The sequence below is a fragment of the Alkalihalobacillus bogoriensis ATCC BAA-922 genome (assembly GCF_000621445.1).
GTDB classification, from domain to species: Bacteria; Bacillota; Bacilli; order Bacillales; family Bacillaceae_F; genus Bacillus_AO; species Bacillus_AO bogoriense.
Window position 1 is genome coordinate 52963 of sequence record NZ_KK211278.1, and the last position, 23796, is coordinate 76758.

The 23796-nt window shown below is 38.1% G+C and carries 26 protein-coding genes; all 26 read left to right on the forward strand.

What is annotated here, in order from left to right:
* The first annotated feature begins 2 nt into the window (after nucleotides 1-2).
* The gene (locus tag T323_RS0118685; RefSeq protein WP_026674650.1) at nucleotides 3-758 is read left to right on the forward strand and encodes an SDR family NAD(P)-dependent oxidoreductase; all 756 of its coding nucleotides are present in this window, start codon (nucleotides 3-5) and stop codon (nucleotides 756-758) included.
* 65 nt (nucleotides 759-823) lie between these two features.
* Complete coding sequence (locus T323_RS0118690; protein ID WP_026674651.1) at nucleotides 824-1807, forward strand: quinone oxidoreductase family protein; 984 nt, start codon at nucleotides 824-826, stop codon at nucleotides 1805-1807.
* 70 nt (nucleotides 1808-1877) lie between these two features.
* Nucleotides 1878-2741, forward strand: a complete 864-nt coding sequence (locus tag T323_RS0118695) for a branched-chain amino acid ABC transporter permease (protein ID WP_026674652.1) — start codon at nucleotides 1878-1880, stop codon at nucleotides 2739-2741.
* On the forward strand, nucleotides 2741-3727 hold the full coding sequence (locus T323_RS27105; protein WP_051556614.1) for a branched-chain amino acid ABC transporter permease: 987 nt from the start codon (nucleotides 2741-2743) through the stop codon (nucleotides 3725-3727). The genes T323_RS0118695 and T323_RS27105 overlap by 1 nt, the downstream gene beginning before the upstream one ends.
* A gap of 3 nt (nucleotides 3728-3730) precedes the next feature.
* Complete coding sequence (locus T323_RS0118705) at nucleotides 3731-4501, forward strand: ABC transporter ATP-binding protein (protein WP_026674653.1); 771 nt, start codon at nucleotides 3731-3733, stop codon at nucleotides 4499-4501.
* Nucleotides 4488-5195: an ABC transporter ATP-binding protein gene (locus T323_RS0118710; protein ID WP_026674654.1), complete on the forward strand. Its 708-nt coding sequence runs from the start codon at nucleotides 4488-4490 to the stop codon at nucleotides 5193-5195. Before T323_RS0118705 ends, T323_RS0118710 begins: the two co-directional genes overlap by 14 nt.
* A 39-nt stretch (nucleotides 5196-5234) precedes the next feature.
* Nucleotides 5235-6473, forward strand: coding sequence for an ABC transporter substrate-binding protein (locus T323_RS0118715; protein WP_026674655.1), 1239 nt, complete (start codon nucleotides 5235-5237; stop codon nucleotides 6471-6473).
* A 135-nt stretch (nucleotides 6474-6608) separates the two neighbouring features.
* Complete coding sequence (rpsU, locus tag T323_RS0118720; RefSeq protein WP_003323311.1) at nucleotides 6609-6782, forward strand: 30S ribosomal protein S21; 174 nt, start codon at nucleotides 6609-6611, stop codon at nucleotides 6780-6782.
* An 18-nt stretch (nucleotides 6783-6800) separates the two neighbouring features.
* The gene (locus T323_RS0118725) at nucleotides 6801-7244 is read left to right on the forward strand and encodes a GatB/YqeY domain-containing protein (RefSeq protein WP_026674656.1); all 444 of its coding nucleotides are present in this window, start codon (nucleotides 6801-6803) and stop codon (nucleotides 7242-7244) included.
* A gap of 348 nt (nucleotides 7245-7592) precedes the next feature.
* The gene (locus T323_RS28935) at nucleotides 7593-7751 is read left to right on the forward strand and encodes a hypothetical protein (protein ID WP_156942484.1); all 159 of its coding nucleotides are present in this window, start codon (nucleotides 7593-7595) and stop codon (nucleotides 7749-7751) included.
* A 584-nt stretch (nucleotides 7752-8335) separates the two neighbouring features.
* Complete coding sequence (locus T323_RS0118735; RefSeq protein ID WP_026674657.1) at nucleotides 8336-9676, forward strand: NfeD family protein; 1341 nt, start codon at nucleotides 8336-8338, stop codon at nucleotides 9674-9676.
* A 20-nt stretch (nucleotides 9677-9696) separates the two neighbouring features.
* On the forward strand, nucleotides 9697-10686 hold the full coding sequence (floA, locus tag T323_RS0118740) for a flotillin-like protein FloA (RefSeq protein ID WP_026674658.1): 990 nt from the start codon (nucleotides 9697-9699) through the stop codon (nucleotides 10684-10686).
* A 39-nt stretch (nucleotides 10687-10725) separates the two neighbouring features.
* Entirely contained in the window at nucleotides 10726-11232 is a 507-nt protein-coding gene (locus T323_RS0118745) for a YqfB family membrane protein (protein ID WP_026674659.1), read from the forward strand.
* A gap of 365 nt (nucleotides 11233-11597) precedes the next feature.
* On the forward strand, nucleotides 11598-11885 hold the full coding sequence (gene yqfC, locus T323_RS0118750; RefSeq protein WP_026674660.1) for a sporulation protein YqfC: 288 nt from the start codon (nucleotides 11598-11600) through the stop codon (nucleotides 11883-11885).
* Nucleotides 11886-11915: 30 nt separating this feature from the next.
* Nucleotides 11916-13103 (forward strand): sporulation protein YqfD, encoded by a 1188-nt coding sequence (gene yqfD / locus T323_RS0118755; protein WP_026674661.1) that lies wholly within the window; start codon nucleotides 11916-11918, stop codon nucleotides 13101-13103.
* Nucleotides 13104-13108: 5 nt separating this feature from the next.
* Nucleotides 13109-14092 (forward strand): PhoH family protein, encoded by a 984-nt coding sequence (locus T323_RS27115; RefSeq protein WP_035179304.1) that lies wholly within the window; start codon nucleotides 13109-13111, stop codon nucleotides 14090-14092.
* Between the two features lie 78 nt (nucleotides 14093-14170).
* A complete protein-coding gene (locus T323_RS0118765; RefSeq protein ID WP_035179306.1) occupies nucleotides 14171-16363 on the forward strand; it encodes an HD family phosphohydrolase in 2193 nt (730 codons plus the stop codon).
* Nucleotides 16347-16817 carry an rRNA maturation RNase YbeY gene (gene ybeY / locus T323_RS0118770; RefSeq protein WP_026674663.1) on the forward strand — a complete coding sequence of 157 codons (471 nt, stop codon included), beginning with the start codon at nucleotides 16347-16349 and terminating at the stop codon, nucleotides 16815-16817. Before T323_RS0118765 ends, ybeY begins: the two co-directional genes overlap by 17 nt.
* A complete protein-coding gene (locus tag T323_RS0118775; protein WP_026674664.1) occupies nucleotides 16801-17190 on the forward strand; it encodes a diacylglycerol kinase in 390 nt (129 codons plus the stop codon). The genes ybeY and T323_RS0118775 overlap by 17 nt, the downstream gene beginning before the upstream one ends.
* A 30-nt stretch (nucleotides 17191-17220) precedes the next feature.
* Nucleotides 17221-17958 carry a DUF502 domain-containing protein gene (locus tag T323_RS0118780; protein WP_026674665.1) on the forward strand — a complete coding sequence of 246 codons (738 nt, stop codon included), beginning with the start codon at nucleotides 17221-17223 and terminating at the stop codon, nucleotides 17956-17958.
* A complete protein-coding gene (locus tag T323_RS0118785) occupies nucleotides 17958-18356 on the forward strand; it encodes a cytidine deaminase (RefSeq protein ID WP_026674666.1) in 399 nt (132 codons plus the stop codon). The genes T323_RS0118780 and T323_RS0118785 overlap by 1 nt, the downstream gene beginning before the upstream one ends.
* Nucleotides 18349-19254: a GTPase Era gene (gene era / locus T323_RS0118790; protein WP_026674667.1), complete on the forward strand. Its 906-nt coding sequence runs from the start codon at nucleotides 18349-18351 to the stop codon at nucleotides 19252-19254. Before T323_RS0118785 ends, era begins: the two co-directional genes overlap by 8 nt.
* A gap of 204 nt (nucleotides 19255-19458) precedes the next feature.
* Nucleotides 19459-19599, forward strand: a complete 141-nt coding sequence (locus T323_RS28520) for a YqzL family protein (protein ID WP_084309327.1) — start codon at nucleotides 19459-19461, stop codon at nucleotides 19597-19599.
* A 40-nt stretch (nucleotides 19600-19639) separates the two neighbouring features.
* Entirely contained in the window at nucleotides 19640-20404 is a 765-nt protein-coding gene (recO, locus tag T323_RS0118800; protein ID WP_026674668.1) for a DNA repair protein RecO, read from the forward strand.
* 399 nt (nucleotides 20405-20803) lie between these two features.
* Nucleotides 20804-21694: a glycine--tRNA ligase subunit alpha gene (gene glyQ, locus T323_RS0118805; RefSeq protein ID WP_026674669.1), complete on the forward strand. Its 891-nt coding sequence runs from the start codon at nucleotides 20804-20806 to the stop codon at nucleotides 21692-21694.
* The gene (gene glyS / locus T323_RS0118810) at nucleotides 21687-23768 is read left to right on the forward strand and encodes a glycine--tRNA ligase subunit beta (protein WP_026674670.1); all 2082 of its coding nucleotides are present in this window, start codon (nucleotides 21687-21689) and stop codon (nucleotides 23766-23768) included. The genes glyQ and glyS overlap by 8 nt, the downstream gene beginning before the upstream one ends.
* Nucleotides 23769-23796 lie beyond the last annotated feature (28 nt).

Consider the following 23796-nt stretch of genomic DNA (forward strand, 5'->3'; position numbering starts at 1 on the left):
TTGTGCAGAGATTTCAACATGACATTGCGGTTATCACAGGGGCAGGAAGTGGAATTGGGAAAGAAGTTGCTATTCAACTAGCATTAGAAGGGGCAAAAATATGTTTGGTCGGTCGGACGTTGCAAAAGCTTGAAGCCGTAACAAGAGAGATTAATGAACGTTTCGGTAAAAACACCGCCTCTTACTATCAAACCGATGTAACGAACGAAAAGGAAATCGAAAAATTAGCTGGTCACCTTAAAGACAAGTATGGACATATAACGGTATTAGTAAATAATGCCGGAATGTCTTCAGGTAGTTCAATAGTAAACCTTGATCAGTCTGAGTGGGAAAAAGTTCAAACGGCAAATGTAACAAGTGTATTTTTAATGTCAAAACATATGGCATCGTTGATAGAGGGAGAAAATAAAGCGATTGTGAATATTGCTTCGTTATCAGGACATAAAGCAGGAGCGAAAATCCCTCATTATAGTACAGCAAAAGCAGCGGTTATTCACTTTACAAAAGCATTAGCAGCAGAGCTTGCCCCAAAAGGAATTCGAGTCAATTCTGTCTCACCAGGATTTGTCGAGACGCCAATGACAGCCGGAAATCTTGAAAATGAACAGTTTCAAAAGACGATTCAACGGCATACGGCTCTGAATCGAATCGGACAGCCGCACGAAATCGCGAAGGTCGTTGCATTTGTTGCCTCATCCGATGCTAGTTATATGACAGGAACTGACTTGCTTGTTGATGGTGGTTGGCTTATTACATAAGTCAAAATCCAGTCATAAAAAAAGAGATAGTTTCTAAGGAAAGACAAACAAAAGGGAGTGTTAATATGAAAGCGATTCAACTAAGTCAATATGGTGGTCCAGAAGTACTCAAACTCGTCGAACTTGACGTACCTGCTCCGAAGGAAAATGAAGTGTTACTCGAAATTAAAGCGATTGGTGTAAATTATGCGGATACTGCTAGACGAGAGGGGCAATATGTCATTCCTACCCCTTTACCGTTTGTTCCAGGGGCCGAAGTAGCCGGTATTGTTACTGCTGTTGGTGAACAAGTAAAAAAAACAAAGGTAGGGGATAAAGTCGTCACCTTGTTAAGCTCAAAACGAGCAACGGGATATGCTGAATATACGGTGGCACATGAGTCTGGTTTAATCCCCGTCCCAGAAAATGTGAGCTTTGAGCAAGCTTGTGCGCTTCCATTACAAGGTTTAAGTGCCTACCATATATTAAAAACGATGGGACGTCTAGAAAAGGACGAAACCGTATTGATTCATGCGGCAGCTGGAGGAGTTGGCTCGTTAGCGGTCCAGCTAGCAAAACATTTTGGAGCGGGGAATATAATCGCCACTGCAAGCACGGAAGAAAAGCGATCGGTTGCCAAACAACTTGGGGCAGATGTGACAGTCAATTATACAGAGGAAAACTGGTATGAGCGTGTGTTAGAAGCAACGGAAGGCAAAGGAGTCGATGTTGCTCTTGAAATGGCAGGAGGAAGAATTTTCAATGATACACTTTTATGCCTCGCACCGTTTGGAAGAGTTGTGATTTACGGTGTGGCTAGTGGAGAGCAAAGTCGGTTTTATCCTTCATCTCTAATGGCTAAAAACCAGTCTGTTATTGGTTTCTTTCTTCCACAAATGATGAGAAAACCGGCGTTATTCCAACAAAGTCTTGTTGAATTGCTTAAGCTTGTAGGTACAGGTAAATTAAAGCTCACAATTGGGGGGACATACCCATTGGAAGAAGCAAGTCAAGTTCATGAATTGCTTCAGGGAAGGAAAACGATAGGGAAATTAATATTGCAACCATAGGGGACTGGGCTTCCCCTTCCCTATAGATAAAAATTACTGAATATTCTGGATTTAAAAGGAGGGCAAACTTGTGGATTTATTTCTACAACAGCTTGTAAATGGCCTTACGGTAGGAAGTATTTATAGCCTAGTTGCACTTGGGTTGACCCTTGTATTCGGAATATTGCATGTTCCGAACTTTGCTCATGGCGCATTTTACATGATTGGTGCTTATATTACTCTTCTTGTGATGACCGCACTCGGTATGAATTATTGGATAGCGATTATTATTTCTATTGTAAGTGTCGGGTTATTATCGATCGTGTTTGAACGTCTCGTATTTAGTCGGATTGATGCAAAAGACCCGCTTGCGATGATGATTGCGGCGATTGGTATATTGTTTTTTCTTGAATCAGCGGCCCTTTATTTATGGGGAAGTCAATATCAACGAATGATAACACCGTACGGAGATACAGTTCAATTTCTTGGGATTACCGTCACGTATCAACGAATCCTCGTTATTGTAGCGGCTGTTATATTAATGATTTTATTGCATTTGTTTTTGACGAAAACAATGACAGGATCGGCAATTGTGGCGATGTCTCAAAATCGAAAAGGAGCATTTCTAGTTGGGATCAATGCAAATAAAGTTGCCATGCTAACGTTTGCAATTGCCGGTGGATTAGCTGCAGCTGCAGCTTCATTGTCAGCCCCTATTAATCTTGTATTTCCAAGCATGGGAAATTTAGTCATTATGAAAGCGTTTGTCATAATTATTATTGGAGGAATGGGGAGTATTCCCGGAGCAATTATTGGTGGGTATATTTTAGGCATAACCGAAAGCTTAGGTGGAACTTATATTTCTGCTGATTATAAAGACGTTATTGCTTTTGCCTTACTCGTCATTATCTTAACGATGAAACCGAACGGCTTATTTGGGAAGGGGGTTCATTAATGCCAATTGCAACTAGACATTATTTGTTGTATGGAGGATTACTTCTGTTCTTTATACTATTTCCGCTTTTTATTCCAAATCAATATTATATTCAAATTTTAATTTTAGTATTTATTTGGTCTATTGCTGTTTATGGACTAAATACGATAACAGGATTAACCGGACAATTATCACTTGCTCATGCTGGATTCTTTGCAATTGGTGCATATGGATTAGGAATTTTAACCGTATCAGTTGAACTCCCTTTTTGGATAGCTTTTTTTCTCGCCCTTGTCATTTGTGCTGTGATTGGATTGTTAATTGGTCTTGTCGCATTACGAACTAAATCACACTTCTTTGCGATTTATACGTTATCTGTTGGCTTTTTAATTTACCTCATTATTTATAAATGGGATGATTTAACCGGGGGAGTTCGAGGGTTAATTGGTATTCCGAATCCCACTCCGCTTGGTCCGTTAACATTTGAAACGATAACATCTCAATACTATTTAATGCTGGCCTTCCTGTTACTCGTTATCTTTTTTATGTATCGATTAACTCATTCTTTATTAGGGAGAACTTTTGTAGCTATTCGTAATAGTGAAGAATTAGCGCAAACACTTGGAATTTCGGTGATGAAAAATAAGTTGATTGCTTTTGTTCTTTCTGCTGTCATTGCGGGAATGGCTGGAGCTTTATATGCGTCATATATTCGCTTTATTGGGCCAGAAATGGCTGACATTCATAAATCATTCGAACTGCTACTTTATCTTTTAGTCGGTGGGATAGGAACAATGGCGGGTCCCATTTTAGGTACATTGATTGTTGTCGTGCTCACTCAAATGCTTCAATTTTTAGAGCAATATCGAATGCTCGTTTTTGGTCCTGTTGTCGTTTTACTGATTTTATTTTATCCAAGGGGAATTGCTGGTGGATATTTAGTATGGAAAATGAAACAGAAGAAAAAGAGTGAAAGAGAAAGCAATAACAAGACAAAGGAGGCTTAATCATTGTTGTTACAAATTGAAAAGCTGACAAAATCATTTGGGGGACTGACAGCGGTTAATCAAGTCGATGCGAACATTGAAAAAGGAAAAATTACGGCTGTCATTGGCCCAAATGGAGCGGGAAAATCAACGTTCTTTAATTTAATTAGTGGGTTCCATCAGCCTACATCAGGTCACATTTCTTTTCAAGGCGAAGATATTACGACATTACCGGTGGAAAAAGTCGCAAGGTTAGGGATCGGCAGAACGTTCCAAACGACCCACTTATTTGAACAACAGACGATTATGGATAATGTGTTAATAGGACATCGTTTACGAACAAAATCAGGATTATTTGATGCTATTTTTAAAACAAAACGAGAAAAAAGAGAGCAAAAGCAATGTAAGGAAAAAGCGGAAGAAGTGTTAAGTTTCGTTGGACTATTACATGCAGCTTACACCTCTGTTTCTTCTATTACTCAGGAAGAGAAAAAAAGAGTTGCCATTGCGTTAGCGTTAGCGACAGACCCAGAAATTGTGTTATTAGATGAACCAGCCGCAGGGGTGAATCCAGATGAAACAGATGGATTAGTTCAACTAATTCGAAAAATGGTAAGTCACGGAAAAACGGTTTGTTTAATTGAGCATAAAATGCCGATGATTATGTCTTTAGCCGACCATATTATCGTACTAAATCATGGTGAGAAAATAGCTGAAGGAACACCGGAAGAAATTCAGTTAAACAAAAATGTCATTGAAGCGTATTTAGGGGGAGATGCCCATGTTAGTGCTTAATCGGATCTCTACTTATTATGGAAATGTTCGAGCGTTACACGAGATTTCTTTGTCGGTTGAAAAAGGAGAATTGGTTGTTTTATTAGGCTCAAACGGTGCTGGAAAGAGTACACTTTTTCAAACGATAAGCGGATTAATGAAACCTAGTCAAGGTGAAATGAAATTTGAAGATCGGACTATTCATGGACTCGCTCCCAATCGTTTGGTCCAAAATGGAGTTGTTCAATGTGCAGAAGGAAGAATGCTGTTTCCACAAATGACAGTAGATGAAAATTTAAAGTTAGGTGGCTATGTTTTAAAAAAAGATAAAGCATTACTGAAAAAAACGTTAGATGACGTATATGAGCTTTTCCCTGATTTAGTAGCCAAACGTAAAGCTCAAGCAGGTAGCTTAAGTGGAGGTCAACAACAAATGGTAGCGATAGGAAGAGCGTTAATGGCAAGACCAAAATTATTAATGTTAGATGAACCGTCATTGGGTTTAGCTCCTTTAATAGTTGAACAGATGTTTATGATTATTAAAGAAATTAATAAAACAGGGGTAACGGTATTACTAGCTGAACAAAATGCTCATGCAGCTTTATCTATTTCTTCAAGGGGTTATGTCATAGAAAGCGGAGAAATAGTGACGAGTGGTAGTAAAGATGAATTAATGAAAAACGATGAAATCCGTAAAGCGTACATCGGAGCGTAAGCGGTTTCATATAAAACGATCCATAAGGGGGAAGAAGGAATGAAAAAGAATCTGGGGTTATGGTTAAGTAGTTTAATGATGGTATTGTTACTCATCGGTTGTGGAGGAGGGGAAAGTAGTGCACCTGCTGATCCGGATGTAAACAATGAAGGAAATGAAACAGCAGAAGAGACGCCGTCTAATGAAGAAACACCAGAAGTTTCAGGTGAGGAGGAAATTTTAAACATCGGTTATTCAGGTCCTTTAAGTGGTCCTGCAGCGTTTTACGGTGAAAATACAGTAAGTGGGATTCGAATGGCCGTAGAGGAAATTAATGTCGAAGGATTTGAAGTTAATGGAACAACATATAAATTAAATCTCGTTACGTTAGATGATATGTATATGCCAAATGAAGCAGGTACAAATGCTAGAAGACTCGTGCAGGAATATAATACACCTGTTGTCTTTATCCCTCATAGTGGAGGAATTTTTGCAACTCAAGTTTTTAATGAACAAGAAAACTTTATTATTGGTGCCTATACGAGTGAACAATCTGTTCTTGAGCAAGGCAATGAATTAACGTTACGAATTCCACCAGCTTATGATATGTACCCTGAACCTTTTGTTCAATATCAGCAAGAGCGCTTTGGCAAAAAACTTGCTTTACTTCCAACAGCAACACAATATGGAAAAGATTGGACAGAGGCTCTCGTTCCGGTGTGGGAAGAGTTTGGAGGAGAAGTCGTATATGATGGCGATATTGACTTTGGTAAAGATACAGACTTTTTCCCGATTGTCACAAATGCGTTAAGTCAAAATCCAGATGTATTATTTGTTGGTGGACCTTCTGAACCAACTGCCTTGCTTATTAAAGCTGCACGGGAACTTGGATTTGAAGGTGGATTTATGATTATGGATCAAGCGAAGTTTGAAGAAATGGAACCTGTATTAGGTGGCTATGAAATGTTAGAGGGAGCGGTCGGTACATTACCGATTGCTGGGAATGGAGCCCCAGGTTCAGAAGCCATTGTTGAAAAATATGAAGCCGAGCATGGCCGAGTACCAACAGCAGAAGCCGCGTTTAACTATCAGGCAATGTATGCGTTTGTCGAAGCGATGAAGCTTGCGGGTACAGTCGATGATACAAAAGCAATAATGGAACATCTTGATGCCGGTGTCAAAGCAATTCCGGATGAATTAATTGTTTGGCATCTAACAGGGGTCGAAAATCAAGGCATGAACTGGAAAGGTGCAGTTGGGGCGATTGAGGATGGGGAAATCATCCCATTAACAGAATAAAAACATGTGTAATTATCGTTAACAAGTCATATAATTTATAATATGAGTTGACCTAGATACTGGGTTGTATTATAATCAAAAAAGACTTGTTTATTATAAGTCGTTAGTTGGTTGTTTCGGAGGGAGGGAAATAAATTGGCAGAAACTCGTGTTCGCAAAAATGAATCGATTGATGCTGCTCTTCGTCGCTTCAAAAGATCACTTTCTAAAGAAGGAACGTTAGCTGAAGTGAAAAAGCGTAAGCACTATGAAAAGCCTAGTGTGAAACGTAAGAAAAAATCAGAGGCGGCTAGAAAGCGTAAGTTCTAATTTAGAGAGGTGTTTCGGTTGACTCTTCTTGAACAGTTAAATCAAGATATGAAGACGGCAATGAAGAATAAGGAAAAACAAAAGCTTTCTGTCATACGTATGGTGAAATCATCATTGCAAAATGAGCAGATTAAGAGTGGTCATGAGCTTAGTCAAGATGATGCGCTAACCGTACTTAATCGTGAATTAAAGCAACGAAAAGATTCCCTCAATGAGTTTGAAAAAGCCAACCGAGATGATTTAGTATCTAATTTACGTGATGAGATAGCGATTCTTGAACAATACATGCCTGAACAGTTATCAGAAGATGAACTCCTTGACATTGTGAAAGCAACAATTTCTGAAGTTGGCGCAACATCAAAAGCTGACATCGGAAAAGTCATGGGAGCCATTATGCCTAAAGTAAAAGGCAAAGCTGATGGTAGTCTAGTCAATCGTTTTGTTCTACAACAATTACAATGAATAACGCTTTGCTCTTATAAAGAGCAAAGCGTTTTTTATATACATATAAGAAATAATAAGAATAATATAGCGATGAAGCTTTATATATTTATTATGAAACGAACACGTCAAACTTCGTTAAATGCAAACATAGCCGTTGTTATTAATACAGTGGTGAAGGACAAAACGAGGAGAAAATGAAGCGAAAGTGTCCTTCATAAAGGCGATGAAGGACAAAACGAGGAGAAAACGAAGCGAAAGTGTCCTTCATACAAATGGGATGGCTTCCCTGGAGAGAAGTGTCCAATAGAAGGCTTCTATCAGCTATGTTTGTTTAGTGTGTCATGAGAAAGTAAGATACATTTTGATATGGTAAGAGATTTTGGTTTAATGGATGGTGGCGATCTAATGACACCACCAATGTTTTCCTGTGAAACTTGTGGAGGAGAAATGTATCCTGAGTATTATAAATGGGTACCTGGAATTGATTACATGCTTTCAGATTTGCAGGAAACAAAAAAAGACTGAGTGAGGTGGGTCTCCTCACTCAGTTTTTCTTATTGTTTAGGAAACTATAAAATAGTCGACTTGTGTATAACATTGCTCTAATAAATTCTTAGAATGAATGAGGGACTTGGAGTACTATGGGACAAGCAAGAAAAGACCCAAGTGAATCATTCAACACTTGGGTCGGGTTTATCGTATTACGATTTTGTTGTTTATGGTAAGTAAGCGGCCATGAAAACCGTTATTTGTGAACATTGCTAGCGTTTTGGAACGTTGGAGGACACAGGAGCAGTTAATCATAATATATCGCTAGGAATAGAGTGGCTTTTGCGTGAATAAGCGCTTCTGTGGCCGCTAAAAAACGGAAACCCGTATCATGTTCACAAATAACGGCTGCTCTGACCGCAAAAATGAGACAAATGAGGGAGCATGAAAATTTCGGTATAGCAGCGAAGCTTAGAAAGCTTATTCTAAAAAAGACGCTCCCGCGTTTTTCTTTTTTTAGTCAAATCATTCGTTAAAATAGTGAAACCTTTGATATACTAAATACGTAACTATTTATTGTGAGGCCTCGTTTGTCAAAACACCATGAAAGGAGGAAGATGATGGGTTCAAAAAAAAGGATGGGATTGTTTGCTTTTCTCATGCTCTTAGGCATCGTGCTTATCCCTTTCCAATTGTTTGTACATAGCCAAGAAGAAGCCGATGTAAACCGTCCAATCGTATATTTTATTCCTGTTGAACAAACGGTTGAACGAGGATTGGAAGCTTTTATGAAGCGCTCATTTGCCCAAGCAGTTGAAGAACGAGCTGATCATATCGTGTTAGAAATTGATACCCCAGGTGGTGCGGTAGAAGCAGCAGGAAATATTGCGACGCTATTAAGGCAAACAGAAACGCCGATTACCGCGTTTGTCACAGCAAAAGCAATATCAGCTGGTGCGTATATTTCATTGAATGCCGATGAAATAGTCATGGTACCAGGGACCACAATGGGAGCTGCAGGAATTATCGATGGAGCAGGTAATGCAGGTGATCAAAAAGCTCAATCGTATTGGTTAGCAGAAATGAGAGAATCAGCAGAGTTAAACAATCGGGACCCAAAATATGCGCTTGCGATGGCTGATAATTCAATTGATTTACCTGAACTTGGAGCGCCAACAGGTGAATTCTTAACATTAGGAGCCACACAAGCACTTGAAGTCGGATATGCAGAAGCGTTAGCGAATAATCGCGAAGAACTATTAGATTATCTTGGATTAGAAAATGCCTTAATAAAAGAAACCGATGTCAGCTTTGCTGAACAAATTGCGCGGTTTGTTACGCATCCAGTCGTGATCCCTATTTTATTATCCATTGGAAGTCTCGGATTAGTATTAGAATTGTATTCCCCTGGCTTTGGAATTCCAGGTATTATGGGCTTAAGTGCATTACTGTTATTTTTCTTTGGCCATATGTTTGCGGGTTTTGCTGGATGGGAATCCATTATACTATTTGTAGTCGGAATTCTGTTAATCTTGATAGAAATATTTGTGCCTGGTTTTGGAATTTTTGGGGTCCTTGGCATTGGTTCGATTATTGGAAGTATGGTGTTAGCATCATTTTCTACAATGAATATGCTGATTTCAATTTTAATCGCTGTTATCGTGTCAGCGGTTGCTTCCGTCATAGTATTTAAATACTTTGGTAATCGGGGTCCGATGAAGAAAATTGTATTTAAAGGGGCAACAACGACAGAAGAAGGCTATATTTCTAATGTAACAAGGGAAGAACTAATCGGTCAAGTTGGTGAAACGCTTACCCCACTCCGACCTTCAGGTTCAGCTGTCTTTAACCATGAACGACTTGACGTTGTTTCTGAAGGAGGCTATATTGGACAGGGGAAGAAAATCGAAGTCGTCTATACTTCAGGTTCAAGAATTGTAGTAAGACAAGTAAAAGAATAATTTCGTAGGAGGAGATTGGAATGCCAGATGTAGGAAGCATTATGTTTCTCGTTGTTGTAGGGTTAATTATTATTGCGTTTGCTATTTTGTTTACGTTTGTTCCAGTTATGCTATGGATTTCAGCGTTAGCAGCAGGGGTAAAAGTAGGAATTTTTGAATTAGTTGGGATGAGATTACGTCGTGTTATTCCAGCACGTGTAGTAAATCCGTTAATTAAAGCTGTTAAAGCTGGATTAGACTTAAATACTGGAAAGCTAGAAGGTCATTATCTTGCAGGTGGTAATGTTGACCGCGTTGTCAATGCGTTAATTGCCGCTCAAAGAGCAAATATCGAGTTAACGTTTGAACGTTGTGCAGCGATTGATTTAGCAGGACGTGACGTATTAGAAGCAGTACAAATGAGTGTAAATCCGAAAGTTATTGAAACACCGTTTATTGCCGGTGTGGCTATGGACGGAATTGAAGTGAAAGCGAAAGCGCGTATTACTGTTCGCGCAAACATTGACCGCCTTGTTGGGGGTGCTGGTGAAGATACGGTTATTGCCCGTGTAGGGGAAGGGATTGTATCGACAATCGGTTCAGCAAGTAATCATAAAAAAGTATTAGAAAATCCAGATATGATTTCGCAAACGGTGTTAGCGAAAGGATTAGATGCAGGGACAGCATTTGAAATTCTTTCGATTGATATTGCTGATATTGATATCGGTAAAAACATCGGTGCTGAGTTACAAACAGACCAAGCAGAAGCAGATAAGAAGATTGCCCAAGCGAAAGCCGAAGAGCGTCGTGCAATGGCTGTGGCGAAAGAACAAGAAATGAAAGCCCGTGTTGAAGAAATGCGTGCGAAAGTTGTGGAAGCAGAAGCAGATGTCCCTATGGCACTTGCAGAAGCGTTACGTTCAGGCAATATGGGTGTTATGGACTATGTGAATTATCAAAACGTCAATGCTGATACGGATATGAGAGATTCTATCGGAAAAGCAACGGGCGATAATAAAAAGAAAGACTAATGTGGAACGATAAGCTCCTTCGAAAGGAGAGTTCAAAACATGGAATTTAATCCTATATGGTTAATCATTATTTTAGGTGCATTATGGAATTTGTTTAGCCGAAGTGCTGAACAAAAGAAAGAACAGCAACCTAAGAAACCACAGCAACAAGGACAAGAAAAACGAGACATCAACTGGGAAGAGATTTTTACTCAAGCTGAACAACAGCCACAACAAGAAACATCTCGACCAGCGCCACTACAACCGACAATGGATACAGAAACGATAACACAGCATGTAGAAGACAAACGAACAGAACTGCAAAAGGAACGCGATATATTAAAGAAAAAACAAGAGTTGCTTCAAAAGAAAGCGGAAGCGGGTTTAACCTTCATGAATGACCCGATTCGGCAAAGTCCAATTGAAACACGAGAAATTGGAAAAACGCCTTCTTTACAGCTACATTTTTCTGAGTTAACGCGAGAAGATGCAATGAAAGCTGTCGTTTGGTCGGAAGTATTAGGAAAACCAAAGGCGAAGCAACCAAGAAGAAGTGTTCGAATATAAAAAAAGGAGCCACAAACGTGATTATCGCGTTTGTGGCTCCTTTTTTTAAAAGATAAGAAAGATAAAATTTTGGTCTAGCAGCTAATTTTGAAAGTAGAAGAACGAAGGCTTTTGCGCCTGCGTGTTTCACCCCAAGGAGAGAACTTGGGGTTCAATGTCAAAAGCGGACAGGGGTCCGCACTTCGCTTAAAAAGAAAAAGATGCTCTCGCGTTTTTCTTTATTTGTAGTAACAAAGAATCGGAACTTGTGACAGTTCTTTGCAAGCGAAAAATGAGAATTCAGAAAAGACACGGACAAAATCGACTTTTTAGTGATAGTGGACCATCTTTCTTCATAAAAATGAGAGGAGAGGAGGTCTTGATGCATGAAAAAATGGCAGCAACGAATGAGGAAATGGATAACAAATCAGATGGACCTTCCAGCTGATGTGCTCATGGACCTACCGCGGATTACGATGATTGGACAATTACATATCTATATTGAAAATCATCGTGGTGTTCTTCAATTTTCAAATGAAGAACTGCGGTTGTTACTATCCCAAGGACAAGGACAGTTAATTATTAAAGGGGAACAATTTGTCATCAAAACGATTCTTCCTGAAGAATTGTTACTGGAAGGGAAAATCGATCAGGTCCTATATATTAACGAATAAATTTATGATTTTGAGCTTAGGGGGATAATGATGAAGAACGGGTGGGTGTCTTATTTACAAGGTTATGTCAAAATGAGAATCGATGGACCTTACGGTGAACGATTCTTAAATCGTTGTATTCAAAAGAGGATAGATTTATGGAATATAAAAAGATTAGGGAATGAACGAATTGTATGTTATATCTCTCTTGAGGATGCCAAAAGAGTAAAAGAAATAGTGAAACAAACAGAATGTAAAGTCACTTTTATGGAGAGAAGGGGTCTTCCTTTTTTACAAAAAAGTATGATAAAAAGAGGGGGATTCACTGCTGGAGTTGCCGGGTTTTTATTTCTTCTTTTTGTCCTATCCAATGTCGTGTGGAACATTTCGATTGAAGGGGCTTCACCAAAGGTGGAGCACCAACTTCAACAAGTGGTAGCTGACCTAGGGATTAAACGTGGCAAATTTATGTTTGTTCTTCCAAGTGTAGAAGATATTCAAAAAGAAGTATCAGACCGATTAGAAGATGCGACATGGGTTGGAGTCCGTTTAAATGGGACGACCTTTCACTTTGAAGTCGTTGAGCAAACATTACCTGAGGAAAAAGAATTAATCAGTCCGCGGCATTTAGTAGCTACAAAAAAAGCGATTGTTCATGATTTATTTGTTGAAAAAGGCCAAGCATTAGTAAAGCCGAATGAATTCGTAAATGAGGGTGATATTCTCGTTTCAGGGTTTATTGGAAAAGAAGGAAAGACAGAAATTGTACCAGCACAAGCAGAAGTTTATGGAGAAATTTGGTACAAGTCAGACGTGTCCGTTCCGTTAGAAGCTACGTACGATACTTTAACAGGTAATTATGAGAAAAGGCATTATTTAAGTTTTTTTGGAACGGACATTCCTTTTTGGGGTTTTTTTGGAGAGAAATATAATGAATATGAGATTTTTGAAAGAAACTATTCATTTCGACTTTTAAATTGGACGCTTCCTGTACAGTATAAGAGTAAGCAGTGGCTTGAAAAACAAAAAACAGAAATGACGTACACGGAAGAGGAAGCAAAAGAAGTGGCCAAAAAGCGCGCAAAAGAAGAACTGAAAGATAAAATTCAAGAGGATGCCACAATAAAAGGTGAAAAAGTTTTGCACGAGAGTGTTGAGAATGGTAAAGTTAAATTAACGATACATTACCAAGTAATTGAAGAAATCACATCGGCACAACCGATTATTCAAGGAGACTGAGGTTATTGTCAGAAATGAAATTAATTCAATTAGAGGCAAAAGACCAAACTGAAACACAAACATTATTTGGACCCAATGACGTTCATTTAAAAAGGATCGAGGAAAAGTTAGGCATCTCTATAACGACTAGAGGCGAAACGGTTTCCGTCTTAGGAGATGAGAAACAAGTTGAAACTGTTGCGAATGTATTGCAAACATTGCTTACATTACTTCGGAAAGGTGCATCCATTTCTGAACGTGATGTTGTTTACGCAATTCAATTAGCAGAAAAAAACTTGCTAGAGGAAATCGTAAACTTATACGGCGAAAAATTGGCTGTAAATACGAAAGGTAAGCCAATCGTTGTTAAAACATTAGGACAGAAGCATTATGTTTCAGCGATTCAAAAAAGGGATATGGTGTTTGGGATAGGTCCCGCTGGTACAGGGAAAACCTTTTTAGCTGTTGTTATGGCTGTAACTGCATTAAAAGATGGACGAGTTAAAAAAATTGTATTAACCCGCCCAGCAGTTGAAGCCGGAGAAAGCTTAGGTTTTTTACCAGGTGACTTAAAAGAAAAAGTTGACCCTTATTTACGACCGTTGTATGATGCCTTACATGAAGTGTTAGGTGCTGAACATACGACAAGATTGATGGAGCGAGGAACAATTGAAGTCGCGCCACTTGCTTATATGAGAGGTCGAACATTGGATGATTCGTTTGTCATTTTAGACGAAGCACAAAACACAACACAAGAGCAAATGAAAATGTTTCTAACCCGTCTTGGATTCGGATCGAAAATGGTCATTAATGGGGATTTAACACAAGTCGATTTACCAAAAGGAAAAAAATCAGGATTAAAAGTCGCCATTCAAATATTAGAAAAAGTTAATGAGATTGATTTTATTTACCTACAACCAACAGATGTTGTTCGTCATACACTTGTGCAAAAGGTGTTAAATGCATATGAGCATGCTGAGGAAAAAGAAAAGGGAAATCAGCAACAGTAAGACCCTCAAATCTCTTGAGGGTCTTCCGTTTTCATACTTAAGGGAAACTGGTAAAGAAGAATGAAGGTGGTGAAACCAATGAGAAAACGAGCACCTATTGACAATATTAGATGGTGGAACCGAATCAAAGACCACCGGTATATCCGAATTATACTATTTATGACACTGGGGATTGTCCTCTTTTTAGCAATGCTTGACAATGTGACACCAGAACGACTAAATATACAAATGTCATCGATTGCTGATAGAGATATACGTTCTCCTATAACAGTCGAGAATAAAGTGGCAACAGAACAAAAACGTAAAGAAGCGGTTCAAGAAATTCGTCCCGTTTATTCTCAAAAAAATGAGTATGCTCAACTCCAAATTGAAAAGATTAATGACATTTTTGAATTAATTAAACAACAAGCACATGAGGAAGTTGTTGTTGAAGACGTTGAGGAAGCGGATGAACAAGCAGAAGGACAGGAAGAGGAAAGTTTAGAAGAAAAATTAGAATATGTACAAAACGTCATTTCTACTGGGACGAGTAATGATTTATCAGATGAAACAATTCTAACATTACTTCAAGCGAATGAAACGCAATTACAAATGGCTCGTGAAACGACAAAAAATGTTGTCTATGAAGTGATGAGTCAACGCATTGCAATCAATGATTTAGCGGATGCAAAACAATCAGTTCAAGAAAAAATTGCAATATCCACGGTAAGTAGTCGGTTACATACAGCGATGATTGAACTCGCTCAATTTGCGATTATCCCTAACTATATTTATGATGACCAAGCAACAGAGCGGCTACAGCAAGAAGCTGTTGAACGAGTGGAACCTGTCATTATTCGTGAAGGGCAACTGTTAGTGAAAGCTGGTGAAATGGTCAATCATGAAGTATATGAACAGTTGCGGTTAGTTGGTCTTTTAGACGATACATTTAACGGATATCCCTATGCTGGTCTTGCCATACTAATATTATTAATGATTGGAATGTTAGCCTACTATTTAAATGAAGCGCAGACAAGTGTCAAAACAAACAATAGCCATCTATTAATGTTTGTACTAATCTTTTTTGTAACCCTTGTCGTAATGAAAATCACAAGTTTATTAGAGAATTTAGATTATCCAGGGGTTGGATTGATTGTTCCCGTCGCGGTTGGGTCAATGTTGCTTACGATGCTTCTTCATGAACGAGTGGCACTGTTTGCGAGTATTTTCTTTGCTGTAGTTGCCAGTATTTTATTTAACAATGAAACGGTGGGTACATTTAATTTTCAATACGGGATTTATGTGTTATTTAGCTCGTTTGCAGGTGTGTACTTTTTAGGGAAAACAAATAAAATTTCTCGCATTCTTCAAACGGGGTTATTTATTTCTTTTATTAATATATTAACCATCATGGCGATTTTATTATTAAAAAGTTTTCAACAAAGTGGCTTGGAAATTGGAATGCATCTAGGGTTTGCTTTTCTGTCGGGGTTTCTTGCGGCTGTATTAACACTTGGATTGTTACCTTTTTTTGAAGCGGGTTTTGGAATTTTATCAACTACTAAATTAATTGAGTTGTCCAATCCGAATCATCCGTTACTACGAAAGATTCTTTTGGAGGCACCGGGAACATATCACCATAGTGTCGTTGTTGGAAACTTAGCCGAGGCTGCTTGTGAGTCTGTTGGTGCAAATGGGTTACTAGCTAGAGTAGGGTCTTATTATCATGATTTAGGGAAAACGAGAAGGCCCCATTTCTTCATTGAAAATCAAATGAAAATGGATAATCCCCATGATAAAATTTCACCACAACTAAGTAAAACGATTATTATTTCACATCCTTATGATGGTGCGGAATTGCTTCGCGAATATAAAATGCCAAAGGAAATCGTTGATATTGCAGAACAGCATCATGGAACAACGTTATTGAAATTCTTTTACCATAAGGCAAATAAAGATTGTGATAACCCCATACCAGAATCCCAATTCCGCTATCCCGGACCGAAAGCACAAACGAAAGTCGCTGCGATTGTCGGAATTGCTGATTCAGTTGAAGCAGCCGTACGGTCGATTTCAAAGCCTACGCCAGACAAGATAGAAAATTTAGTCCGAAAGATTATTAATGACCGTTTAGAAGATGGGCAATTTGATGAGTGTGACCTAACAATGAAAGAGCTAGATAAGATTGCGATTTCGATTTGTGAAACGTTACAGGGAACATTCCATTCAAGAATTGAATATCCAGAAGACGTAAAAGAAAAAAAGGGTGAGTCAAATGGGAATAGAAATTGATATTAACGATGAAACAGAACAAGTAGAATCAGTGCACGTTTCACTTATTAAAGAGGTTATTATCGCAACGTTAGAACATGAAAAAGTTGAAGGTGACATCGAAGTGTCTGTTTCGTTAGTAGATAATAATACCATTCGTGAAATCAATAAGGAGTATCGAAATAAAGATGCTGTTACAGATGTGATTTCATTTGCCTTAAATGACAATGAAGACGTGGAATTGCAAATTGTAGGTGGCGAAGAGGTAAATATGCTCGGGGATATTATCGTATCCATTCCTCGAGCAAAAGAACAAGCTGATGAATACGAGCATTCGTTTGAGCGGGAGTTAGCTTTTTTAATTGTTCATGGGACATTACATTTGCTTGGGTATGATCATATGACAGAACAAGAAGAAAAAGAAATGTTTTCTCTTCAAGAGGAAATTTTACAGGCATATGGACTTAAAAGATAAAAATCGGTGGGGTCTAACTCGTCTATTGCGCTCGTTTGTTTATGCTTGGTCTGGGTTGCGTTATGTTTTAGTAAACGAACAAAATATGCGGATCCATCTGTTGATTGGTACTGTCGTCATGACTATCGCCTTTTTGCTAGACGTGTCAAAGCTAGAAAAGGTTATTCTTTTACTTGTTATTGGTGTTGTATTTTCACTTGAAGTGATGAATACAGCGGTTGAAAGAACAATTGATTTTATCACGAATGAATACCATCCTTTAGCCAAAATTGCAAAAGATATTGCAGCGGCAGCTGTATTTGTGTTTAGTCTTATTGCTGTCATCATTGGACTTATAATTTTATTACCGCCGTTTATAGCTGTTTTGATGTAGGGTGAAGCCAAGAGAGGAGTATCGACGTAAATGTGGAAAAGGTTTCAAAAAAACATTATTGCAGGATTAATCTTTTTATTGCCAGCTATTGCAACGATCTATTTAATCCAGTTCCTTTTCTCATTAATTGATGCTTTTTTAGGGTCATTTATAACGAGTATTTTAAAAGCATTAAATATTATTACACTTCATGAAGGAAGTATATATTTTTTAGGTGTGTATACTCCATTTTCAGAGAGACTATTAGGGATTGGTTTTATTTTGACGATATTCTTAATTACATGGATAGGTTCCATGCGAATAAAGGGACAAGCTAGTCAAGTATTTCTTACGATTGACCGTGCCTTTCGTAGAATCCCAATTGCAAACTCAATTTACACGAGTGTGGAACAAATCATCCATGCTTTTGCCCAAGAACGTTCGTCATTTCAGCGTGTTGTTCTTCTTGAGTACCCTCGAAAAGGATTGTATACGATTGGATTTCTTACTGGAGAATCAAAAGGGGAAGTCCAGCGCGTAACATCAAAAGCATGTATTAATGTTTTTTTACCGACAACACCAAATCCTACTTCGGGATGGTTAGTGCTAGTGCCAAAAGAAGATGTAACATTTCTTAATATGACAGTTGAACAAGGCCTTAAATTCATCATCTCTGGTGGTGTCGTTGTACCGCCTGATCCGTCAGAAGGGCTGGGAGAATGTGAGGCTGTTTTTGACGAAAAGGATGTCACAATACATATACGTGGGAAACGAAAGGATGAATCATAATGGATAAACAAAACATAATTACAGAAGCAAAAAAAGCGATGGACTTTGCATATGTCCCTTATTCAAACTTTAAGGTTGGAGCTGCCCTTTTGACTGATTCAGGAAAAATTTATCGAGGTTGTAACATCGAAAATGCCTCTTATGGATTAACAAATTGTGCTGAACGAACAGCAATCTTCAAAGCAATTTCAGAAGGGGACAAAACATTTACGGCGATAGCAGTTATCGGAGATACATCTGGTCCGATTTCACCATGTGGAGCTTGTAGACAAGTACTAGTCGAACATTGCCCACATGATATGCCTGTTTTTTTAACAAACTTGCAAGGACAAACAACAGAAACAACGATTTCTAAGTTGTTGCCTGGAGCATTTACAGCGGAGGATTTACATGAATAATACTAACTATAAATCTGGATTTGCTGCTATTATTGGCAGACCAAATGTAGGTAAATCAACATTATTAAACAAGATTATCGGACAGAAGATTGCAATTATGAGTGATAAGCCACAGACAACACGTAATAAAGTGCAAGGGGTTTACACAACAAACGATTCGCAAGTTATTTTCATTGATACTCCTGGTATACATAAACCAAAACATAAGCTTGGCGATTTTATGATGAAAGTAGCCACTAATACATTAAAAGAAGTTGATTTGATTCTGTTTGTGACCGATGCAGACCAATCATTTGGTCCTGGGGAACAGTTCATCTTAGAACGGCTTGAAAATACGAATACGCCAGTATTTCTAGTATTAAATAAAATTGATAAGGTTCACCCTGAGAAATTATTAGAAATCATATCGACTTATAAAGACCGTTACCCATTTAAAGAAATCGTCCCAGTTTCTGCGTTAGAAGGAAATAATGTGGAGACATTACTAACTCAAATTACGAGTTATATGCCAGAAGGACCACAATATTATCCAGCTGACCAAGTAACGGACCATCCTGAACGATTTATCGTTTCAGAATTAATTCGTGAAAAGGTGTTACACGTCACGCGTGAAGAAATTCCTCATTCAATTGCCGTTGTTATTGAACAAATGAAAGAACGTCATAATGAGACAGTTTATATCGGAGCAACCATTATTGTTGAACGGTCATCTCAAAAAGGGATTATTATTGGAAAGCAAGGTTCTTTATTAAAGGAAATTGGAAAAAATGCTAGACAAGATATTGAAACACTATTAGGTTCAAAAGTGTTTCTTGAATTATGGGTGAAAGTTCAAAAAGACTGGAGAAATCGTCCGCTTCATTTAAAAGATTTTGGATTTCGCGAAGACGAGTATTAATTTGTTATCTAAAAGTAAAACTGTTAATAAAGATTTAATATTATTAGTCAGTATGGAACCATTGTTTTTTTTGCTCATTGTATTTAAGATAATATTATACACAAGGAAATTTACAATATTTCCTTAACATGATTTTTGAAAACAAGGTCAAGCTATTATTATAGAGCGGTCTATTAATCCTTTTGTGAAAGGTGGAATCTCAACATGCTTGATTTTTCCTGGAAGGTATTTTCGAAAACAGGGAGCATTGACACATACTTGTTAATGAAGGAGCTAGAAAGAGATTTAGATGACTCAGGTGATGAAGAGTTGGAAGAGCCAATGAACCAACTAGACGCTCATTAACGTTCACACCTTGTTTTACATGAAAATAAGTGGTGACAATATGCTACAAAAAGCAGAAGGCATTGTAATTCGATCGATTGATTATGGAGAATCAAATAAAATAATTACATTACTTACCCGTGAGTTTGGCAAAATAGGTGTAATGGCACGTGGTGCAAAAAAGCCGAAAAGTCGGTTGACTTCAATTTCTCAATTATTTGTCCATGGATATTTCTTGTTCTACAAAAGTACAGGATTATCGACGTTGCAACAAGGGGAAATTATTGAGTCTTTTCGAGAGGTTCGGAATGATTTATTTCGAGCCTCTTATGCTTCTTACGTTATTGAATTAACAGACAGACTAACTGAGGAACGTCATCCACACCCTGCTTTATTTGATTTGTTACAAAAAACCTTACATTATATTGATGAAGGCATTGATAGTGAAATATTAACTCGGATTTATGAAGTTAAAATGTTCATTGTCGCTGGTATACAGCCTGAACTTCATCAATGCGCATCGTGTGGTCAGGTGGAAGGAGAATTTAGTTTTTCCATTAAGGAAGCAGGTTTCCTGTGTCACCGATGTTATTTTAAAGATCCTCACTTGATGAGAATATCACCTGCGACGATAAGGCTACTTCGTTTATTTTCAACGATTAATCTCGATAAATTAGGTGCAATATCGGTAAAAAAAGAAACAAAAAAAGAACTAGCGACTGTGATTTCAGCTTATTACGATACATACTCTGGCATTCAGCTAAAATCTAAACGTTTTTTAGAACAATTAGAACGAATGGATGTTAATCAAGAAAATGAAAGTTGACAGAGTGGTTTGAGATCGAGTATTATTCAATTAATTATATGGTGCAACGAAGGAAAGTAGTACTTATCCTCTTTGTTAAAAAGCGACTCTAGGGTGGTGTAAGCTAGAGAACAAATGATAAGGAAGGCAGTCTGGAGCGCGTAGTATTTTGAAAGTGGCTTTTCTAAAGAAAAGCAAATAGGGTGGAACCGCGGGTGAACTCCCGTCCCTATGTCTTAAGACATAGGGACGGGAGTTTTTTTATTTAAAAATAAGAAAGTATAAAAATTTTGGTCTAGCAGTGAAGCTTTGAAAGCTATTTCAAGAAGAGCGAAGGCTCCGCACTTCGCTTGAAAGAAAAGACGCTCCGCGTTTTTCTTATTCGAGTACCTGTTAGGAAAAAATGAAGGAGGCAAAAAAATGAATGTGCAAACGATGATTTTAACGTTGCAAAACTTTTGGGCTGAACAAAATTGTATCATTGCTCAAGCGTATGATGTTGAAAAAGGGGCCGGAACGATGAATCCGATGACATACTTGCGAAGTATAGGTCCTGAACCTTGGAATGTCGCATATGTTGAACCATCCAGAAGGCCGGTAGATGGTCGTTATGGAGAGAATCCTAATCGTTTATATCAACATCATCAATTTCAGGTCATTATGAAACCATCTCCAGATAATATTCAAGAGCTTTATTTAGAAAGTTTAAAGCAATTAGGGGTAAACCCGCTTGAACATGATATCCGGTTTGTAGAAGACAACTGGGAGGCACCCACGTTAGGAGCGTGGGGATTAGGTTGGGAAGTTTGGTTAGATGGAATGGAAATCACTCAATTCACGTATTTCCAGCAAGTAGGTGGAATTGATGCCAATCCTGTTGCTGTTGAAATTACATATGGTATTGAACGGTTAGCATCTTATATTCAAGATAAAGAAAATGTATTTGATTTAGAATGGGTAAATGGGTTTACATATGGCGATATCTTTTTACAGCCTGAATATGAGCATTCCAAATATACGTTCGAAGTTTCCGACAGTGCAATGCTATTTCAATTGTTTAGTACGTATGAGCAAGAAGCAAAACGTGCGTTAGATGAAAAGCTCGTGTTCCCTGCTTATGATTATGTTCTAAAATGTTCTCATGTGTTTAACTTATTAGATGCAAGAGGGGCCATTTCGGTAACGGAGCGTACTGGTTATATTGGCAGAGTTCGAAATTTGGCGAGAACATGTGCCCGTGTTTATTATGAGGAGCGAGAGCGTTTAGGGTTTCCGATGTTGAAACAGAAAGGGGAGTCAACACATGAATAAACGTGATTTTTTATTAGAGGTTGGATTAGAAGAAATGCCTGCACGCTTTGTCACGGATGCGATGAATCAATTGCAAGAAAAAGTGACGAATTGGCTGACGGAAGAACAAATTGAATTTGAACGAGTGGAAGCCTTTTCTACGCCGAGACGGTTAGCGGTCTTAGTGTACCAGTTGGCAGAAAAACAAGAAGATATTGAAGAAGAGAGCCGGGGACCTGCTAAAAAGATAGCAATGGATGAACAAGGAAACTGGACAAAAGCTGCACTTGGATTTGCAAGAGGCCAAGGAGTAGAGGAGAGTCAATTATTTTTTAAAGAGGTAAAAGGAACAGAATATGTTTTTGCAAAAAAATTCATTAAAGGGCAGGAAACAATATCTGTCTTACCAAAAATTCAAACTTTAATTACAAGCATGAGCTTCCCGAAAAATATGCGTTGGAATCAATATGATTTACGGTTTGTCCGTCCGATCCAGTGGTTAGTTGCACTATATGGGCAAGATATTATCCCTATTGAGATTACAAATGTTTCAGCAGACCGCTATACATATGGACATCGATTCCTTGGTGGAAAAGTAGAAATTCAACATCCAACAGACTACAAAACTACATTGTTAGGTGAGCATGTTTTAGTTCAGCCAGAAGACCGAAAAAATGCAATTCGCCAGCAAATAAAAGGAATAGAGGAAGAAAGAAATTGGACGATTCCTGTAGATGAGGGATTGCTTGAAGAAGTAACGAACTTAGTTGAATATCCGACCGCGTTATTTGGTGGATTTGAAGAAAGCTTTTTAGTGTTACCAGAAGAAGTGCTTATCACGTCAATGCGTGAACATCAACGTTACTTCCCTGTTCAATCGAAAGAAGGTAAACTACTTCCTTACTTTATTACCGTTCGAAACGGAGACCATCAACATTTAGAGAACGTGAAAAAAGGAAATGAAAAAGTGCTTCGTGCAAGACTTTCAGATGCTGAGTTTTTCTATAAAGAAGACCAAAAAATGCAAATTAGCGATGCGCTTGCTCGCCTTGAGTCGATTGTATATCATGAAGATTTAGGCACGACAGGAGACAAAGTCCGTCGGATTCAAAAAATTGCAAATCAGTTAGCGAAAAGAACTGGTGTGGAACAAAGTGAAGAAGTCGAGCGCGCAGCAAAATTATGTAAGTTCGACCTTGTGACACAAATGGTGTATGAATTCCCTGAACTTCAAGGAAGAATGGGGGAGGAATATGCGTTAAAAGCTGGAGAAAGTCCAGTTGTTTCCAAAGCGATAAAAGAACATTATATGCCACGGTTTTCAGGTGATCAAAGTCCATCAACGTTAGTTGGAACGATGGTAAGTATAGCAGATAAAATCGATACGATTGTGTCTTGTTTTTCCATTGGATTAATCCCGACAGGTTCCCAAGACCCGTATGCTCTTAGAAGACAAGCGGCTGGTATCGTGCAAATGGTTGTCGACCACAAATTATCCATTTCAGTTGAAGAAATCATCGATGTTGCGTTATCTGTTGCAAAAAAAAATCAATTGTTAAAAAGAGAAGAAAAAGAGATTGTTCAAGATTTAACAGAGTTTTTCACATTAAGAATGAAAAACTTATTGCAAGAAAAGGGCGTTCGTTATGACATCATTGACGCTATCCTCGTTGGCCAATTAGGAGAACTAACAACGGTCGTAAAAAAAGCAGATGTTCTTATGGAACAAGTAAACACACCTCGTTTTAAAGAGATTGTTGAGGCGTTGAGTCGGGTTACGAACATTGCAGCGAAAGCAAAGGATTTAAAATCGATACAAATTGATCCTTCTTTATTTGAAAAAGAAGAAGAAAAGGCATTGTTTGCGTTTTATGAAAATGCAAGTGAAAAAGTGGAACAACTAATGAATGAGGGAAATCCAACAGAAGCATTTCAATTATTAGCGTCAGGTCAGGAAGTCATCCATCAATATTTTGATAATATTATGGTTATGGCAAAAGAGGATGCATTAAAAACAAACCGACTAAGCCAGATGAAGAAGTTAGCTGATACAATTGAATCATTTGCGCAGTTTAATGCTATTGTTTTTTCATAATGAACATGTACAATAAAAATAGACGTAA

Excerpts from the sequence above, each read along its gene's own strand:
- T323_RS0118785 (WP_026674666.1), top strand. The coding sequence starts at position 17,958 with ATGGATAAACAAAACATAATTACAGAAGCAAAAAAAGCGATGGACTTT.
- T323_RS27105 (WP_051556614.1), top strand. The coding sequence starts at position 2,741 with ATGCCAATTGCAACTAGACATTATTTGTTGTATGGAGGATTACTTCTG.
- floA (WP_026674658.1), top strand. The coding sequence starts at position 9,697 with ATGCCAGATGTAGGAAGCATTATGTTTCTCGTTGTTGTAGGGTTAATT.
- glyS (WP_026674670.1), top strand. The coding sequence starts at position 21,687 with ATGAATAAACGTGATTTTTTATTAGAGGTTGGATTAGAAGAAATGCCT.
- recO (WP_026674668.1), top strand. The coding sequence starts at position 19,640 with ATGCTACAAAAAGCAGAAGGCATTGTAATTCGATCGATTGATTATGGA.
- yqfD (WP_026674661.1), top strand. The coding sequence starts at position 11,916 with ATGAAGAACGGGTGGGTGTCTTATTTACAAGGTTATGTCAAAATGAGA.
- T323_RS0118775 (WP_026674664.1), top strand. The coding sequence starts at position 16,801 with ATGGACTTAAAAGATAAAAATCGGTGGGGTCTAACTCGTCTATTGCGC.
- T323_RS28520 (WP_084309327.1), top strand. The coding sequence starts at position 19,459 with ATGCTTGATTTTTCCTGGAAGGTATTTTCGAAAACAGGGAGCATTGAC.
- T323_RS0118745 (WP_026674659.1), top strand. The coding sequence starts at position 10,726 with ATGGAATTTAATCCTATATGGTTAATCATTATTTTAGGTGCATTATGG.
- T323_RS0118715 (WP_026674655.1), top strand. The coding sequence starts at position 5,235 with ATGAAAAAGAATCTGGGGTTATGGTTAAGTAGTTTAATGATGGTATTG.
- T323_RS28935 (WP_156942484.1), top strand. The coding sequence starts at position 7,593 with ATGGTAAGAGATTTTGGTTTAATGGATGGTGGCGATCTAATGACACCA.
- ybeY (WP_026674663.1), top strand. The coding sequence starts at position 16,347 with ATGGGAATAGAAATTGATATTAACGATGAAACAGAACAAGTAGAATCA.
- T323_RS0118690 (WP_026674651.1), top strand. The coding sequence starts at position 824 with ATGAAAGCGATTCAACTAAGTCAATATGGTGGTCCAGAAGTACTCAAA.
- T323_RS0118735 (WP_026674657.1), top strand. The coding sequence starts at position 8,336 with ATGGGTTCAAAAAAAAGGATGGGATTGTTTGCTTTTCTCATGCTCTTA.
- T323_RS0118780 (WP_026674665.1), top strand. The coding sequence starts at position 17,221 with ATGTGGAAAAGGTTTCAAAAAAACATTATTGCAGGATTAATCTTTTTA.
- T323_RS0118710 (WP_026674654.1), top strand. The coding sequence starts at position 4,488 with ATGTTAGTGCTTAATCGGATCTCTACTTATTATGGAAATGTTCGAGCG.
- yqfC (WP_026674660.1), top strand. The coding sequence starts at position 11,598 with ATGAAAAAATGGCAGCAACGAATGAGGAAATGGATAACAAATCAGATG.
- glyQ (WP_026674669.1), top strand. The coding sequence starts at position 20,804 with ATGAATGTGCAAACGATGATTTTAACGTTGCAAAACTTTTGGGCTGAA.
- T323_RS0118765 (WP_035179306.1), top strand. The coding sequence starts at position 14,171 with ATGAGAAAACGAGCACCTATTGACAATATTAGATGGTGGAACCGAATC.
- era (WP_026674667.1), top strand. The coding sequence starts at position 18,349 with ATGAATAATACTAACTATAAATCTGGATTTGCTGCTATTATTGGCAGA.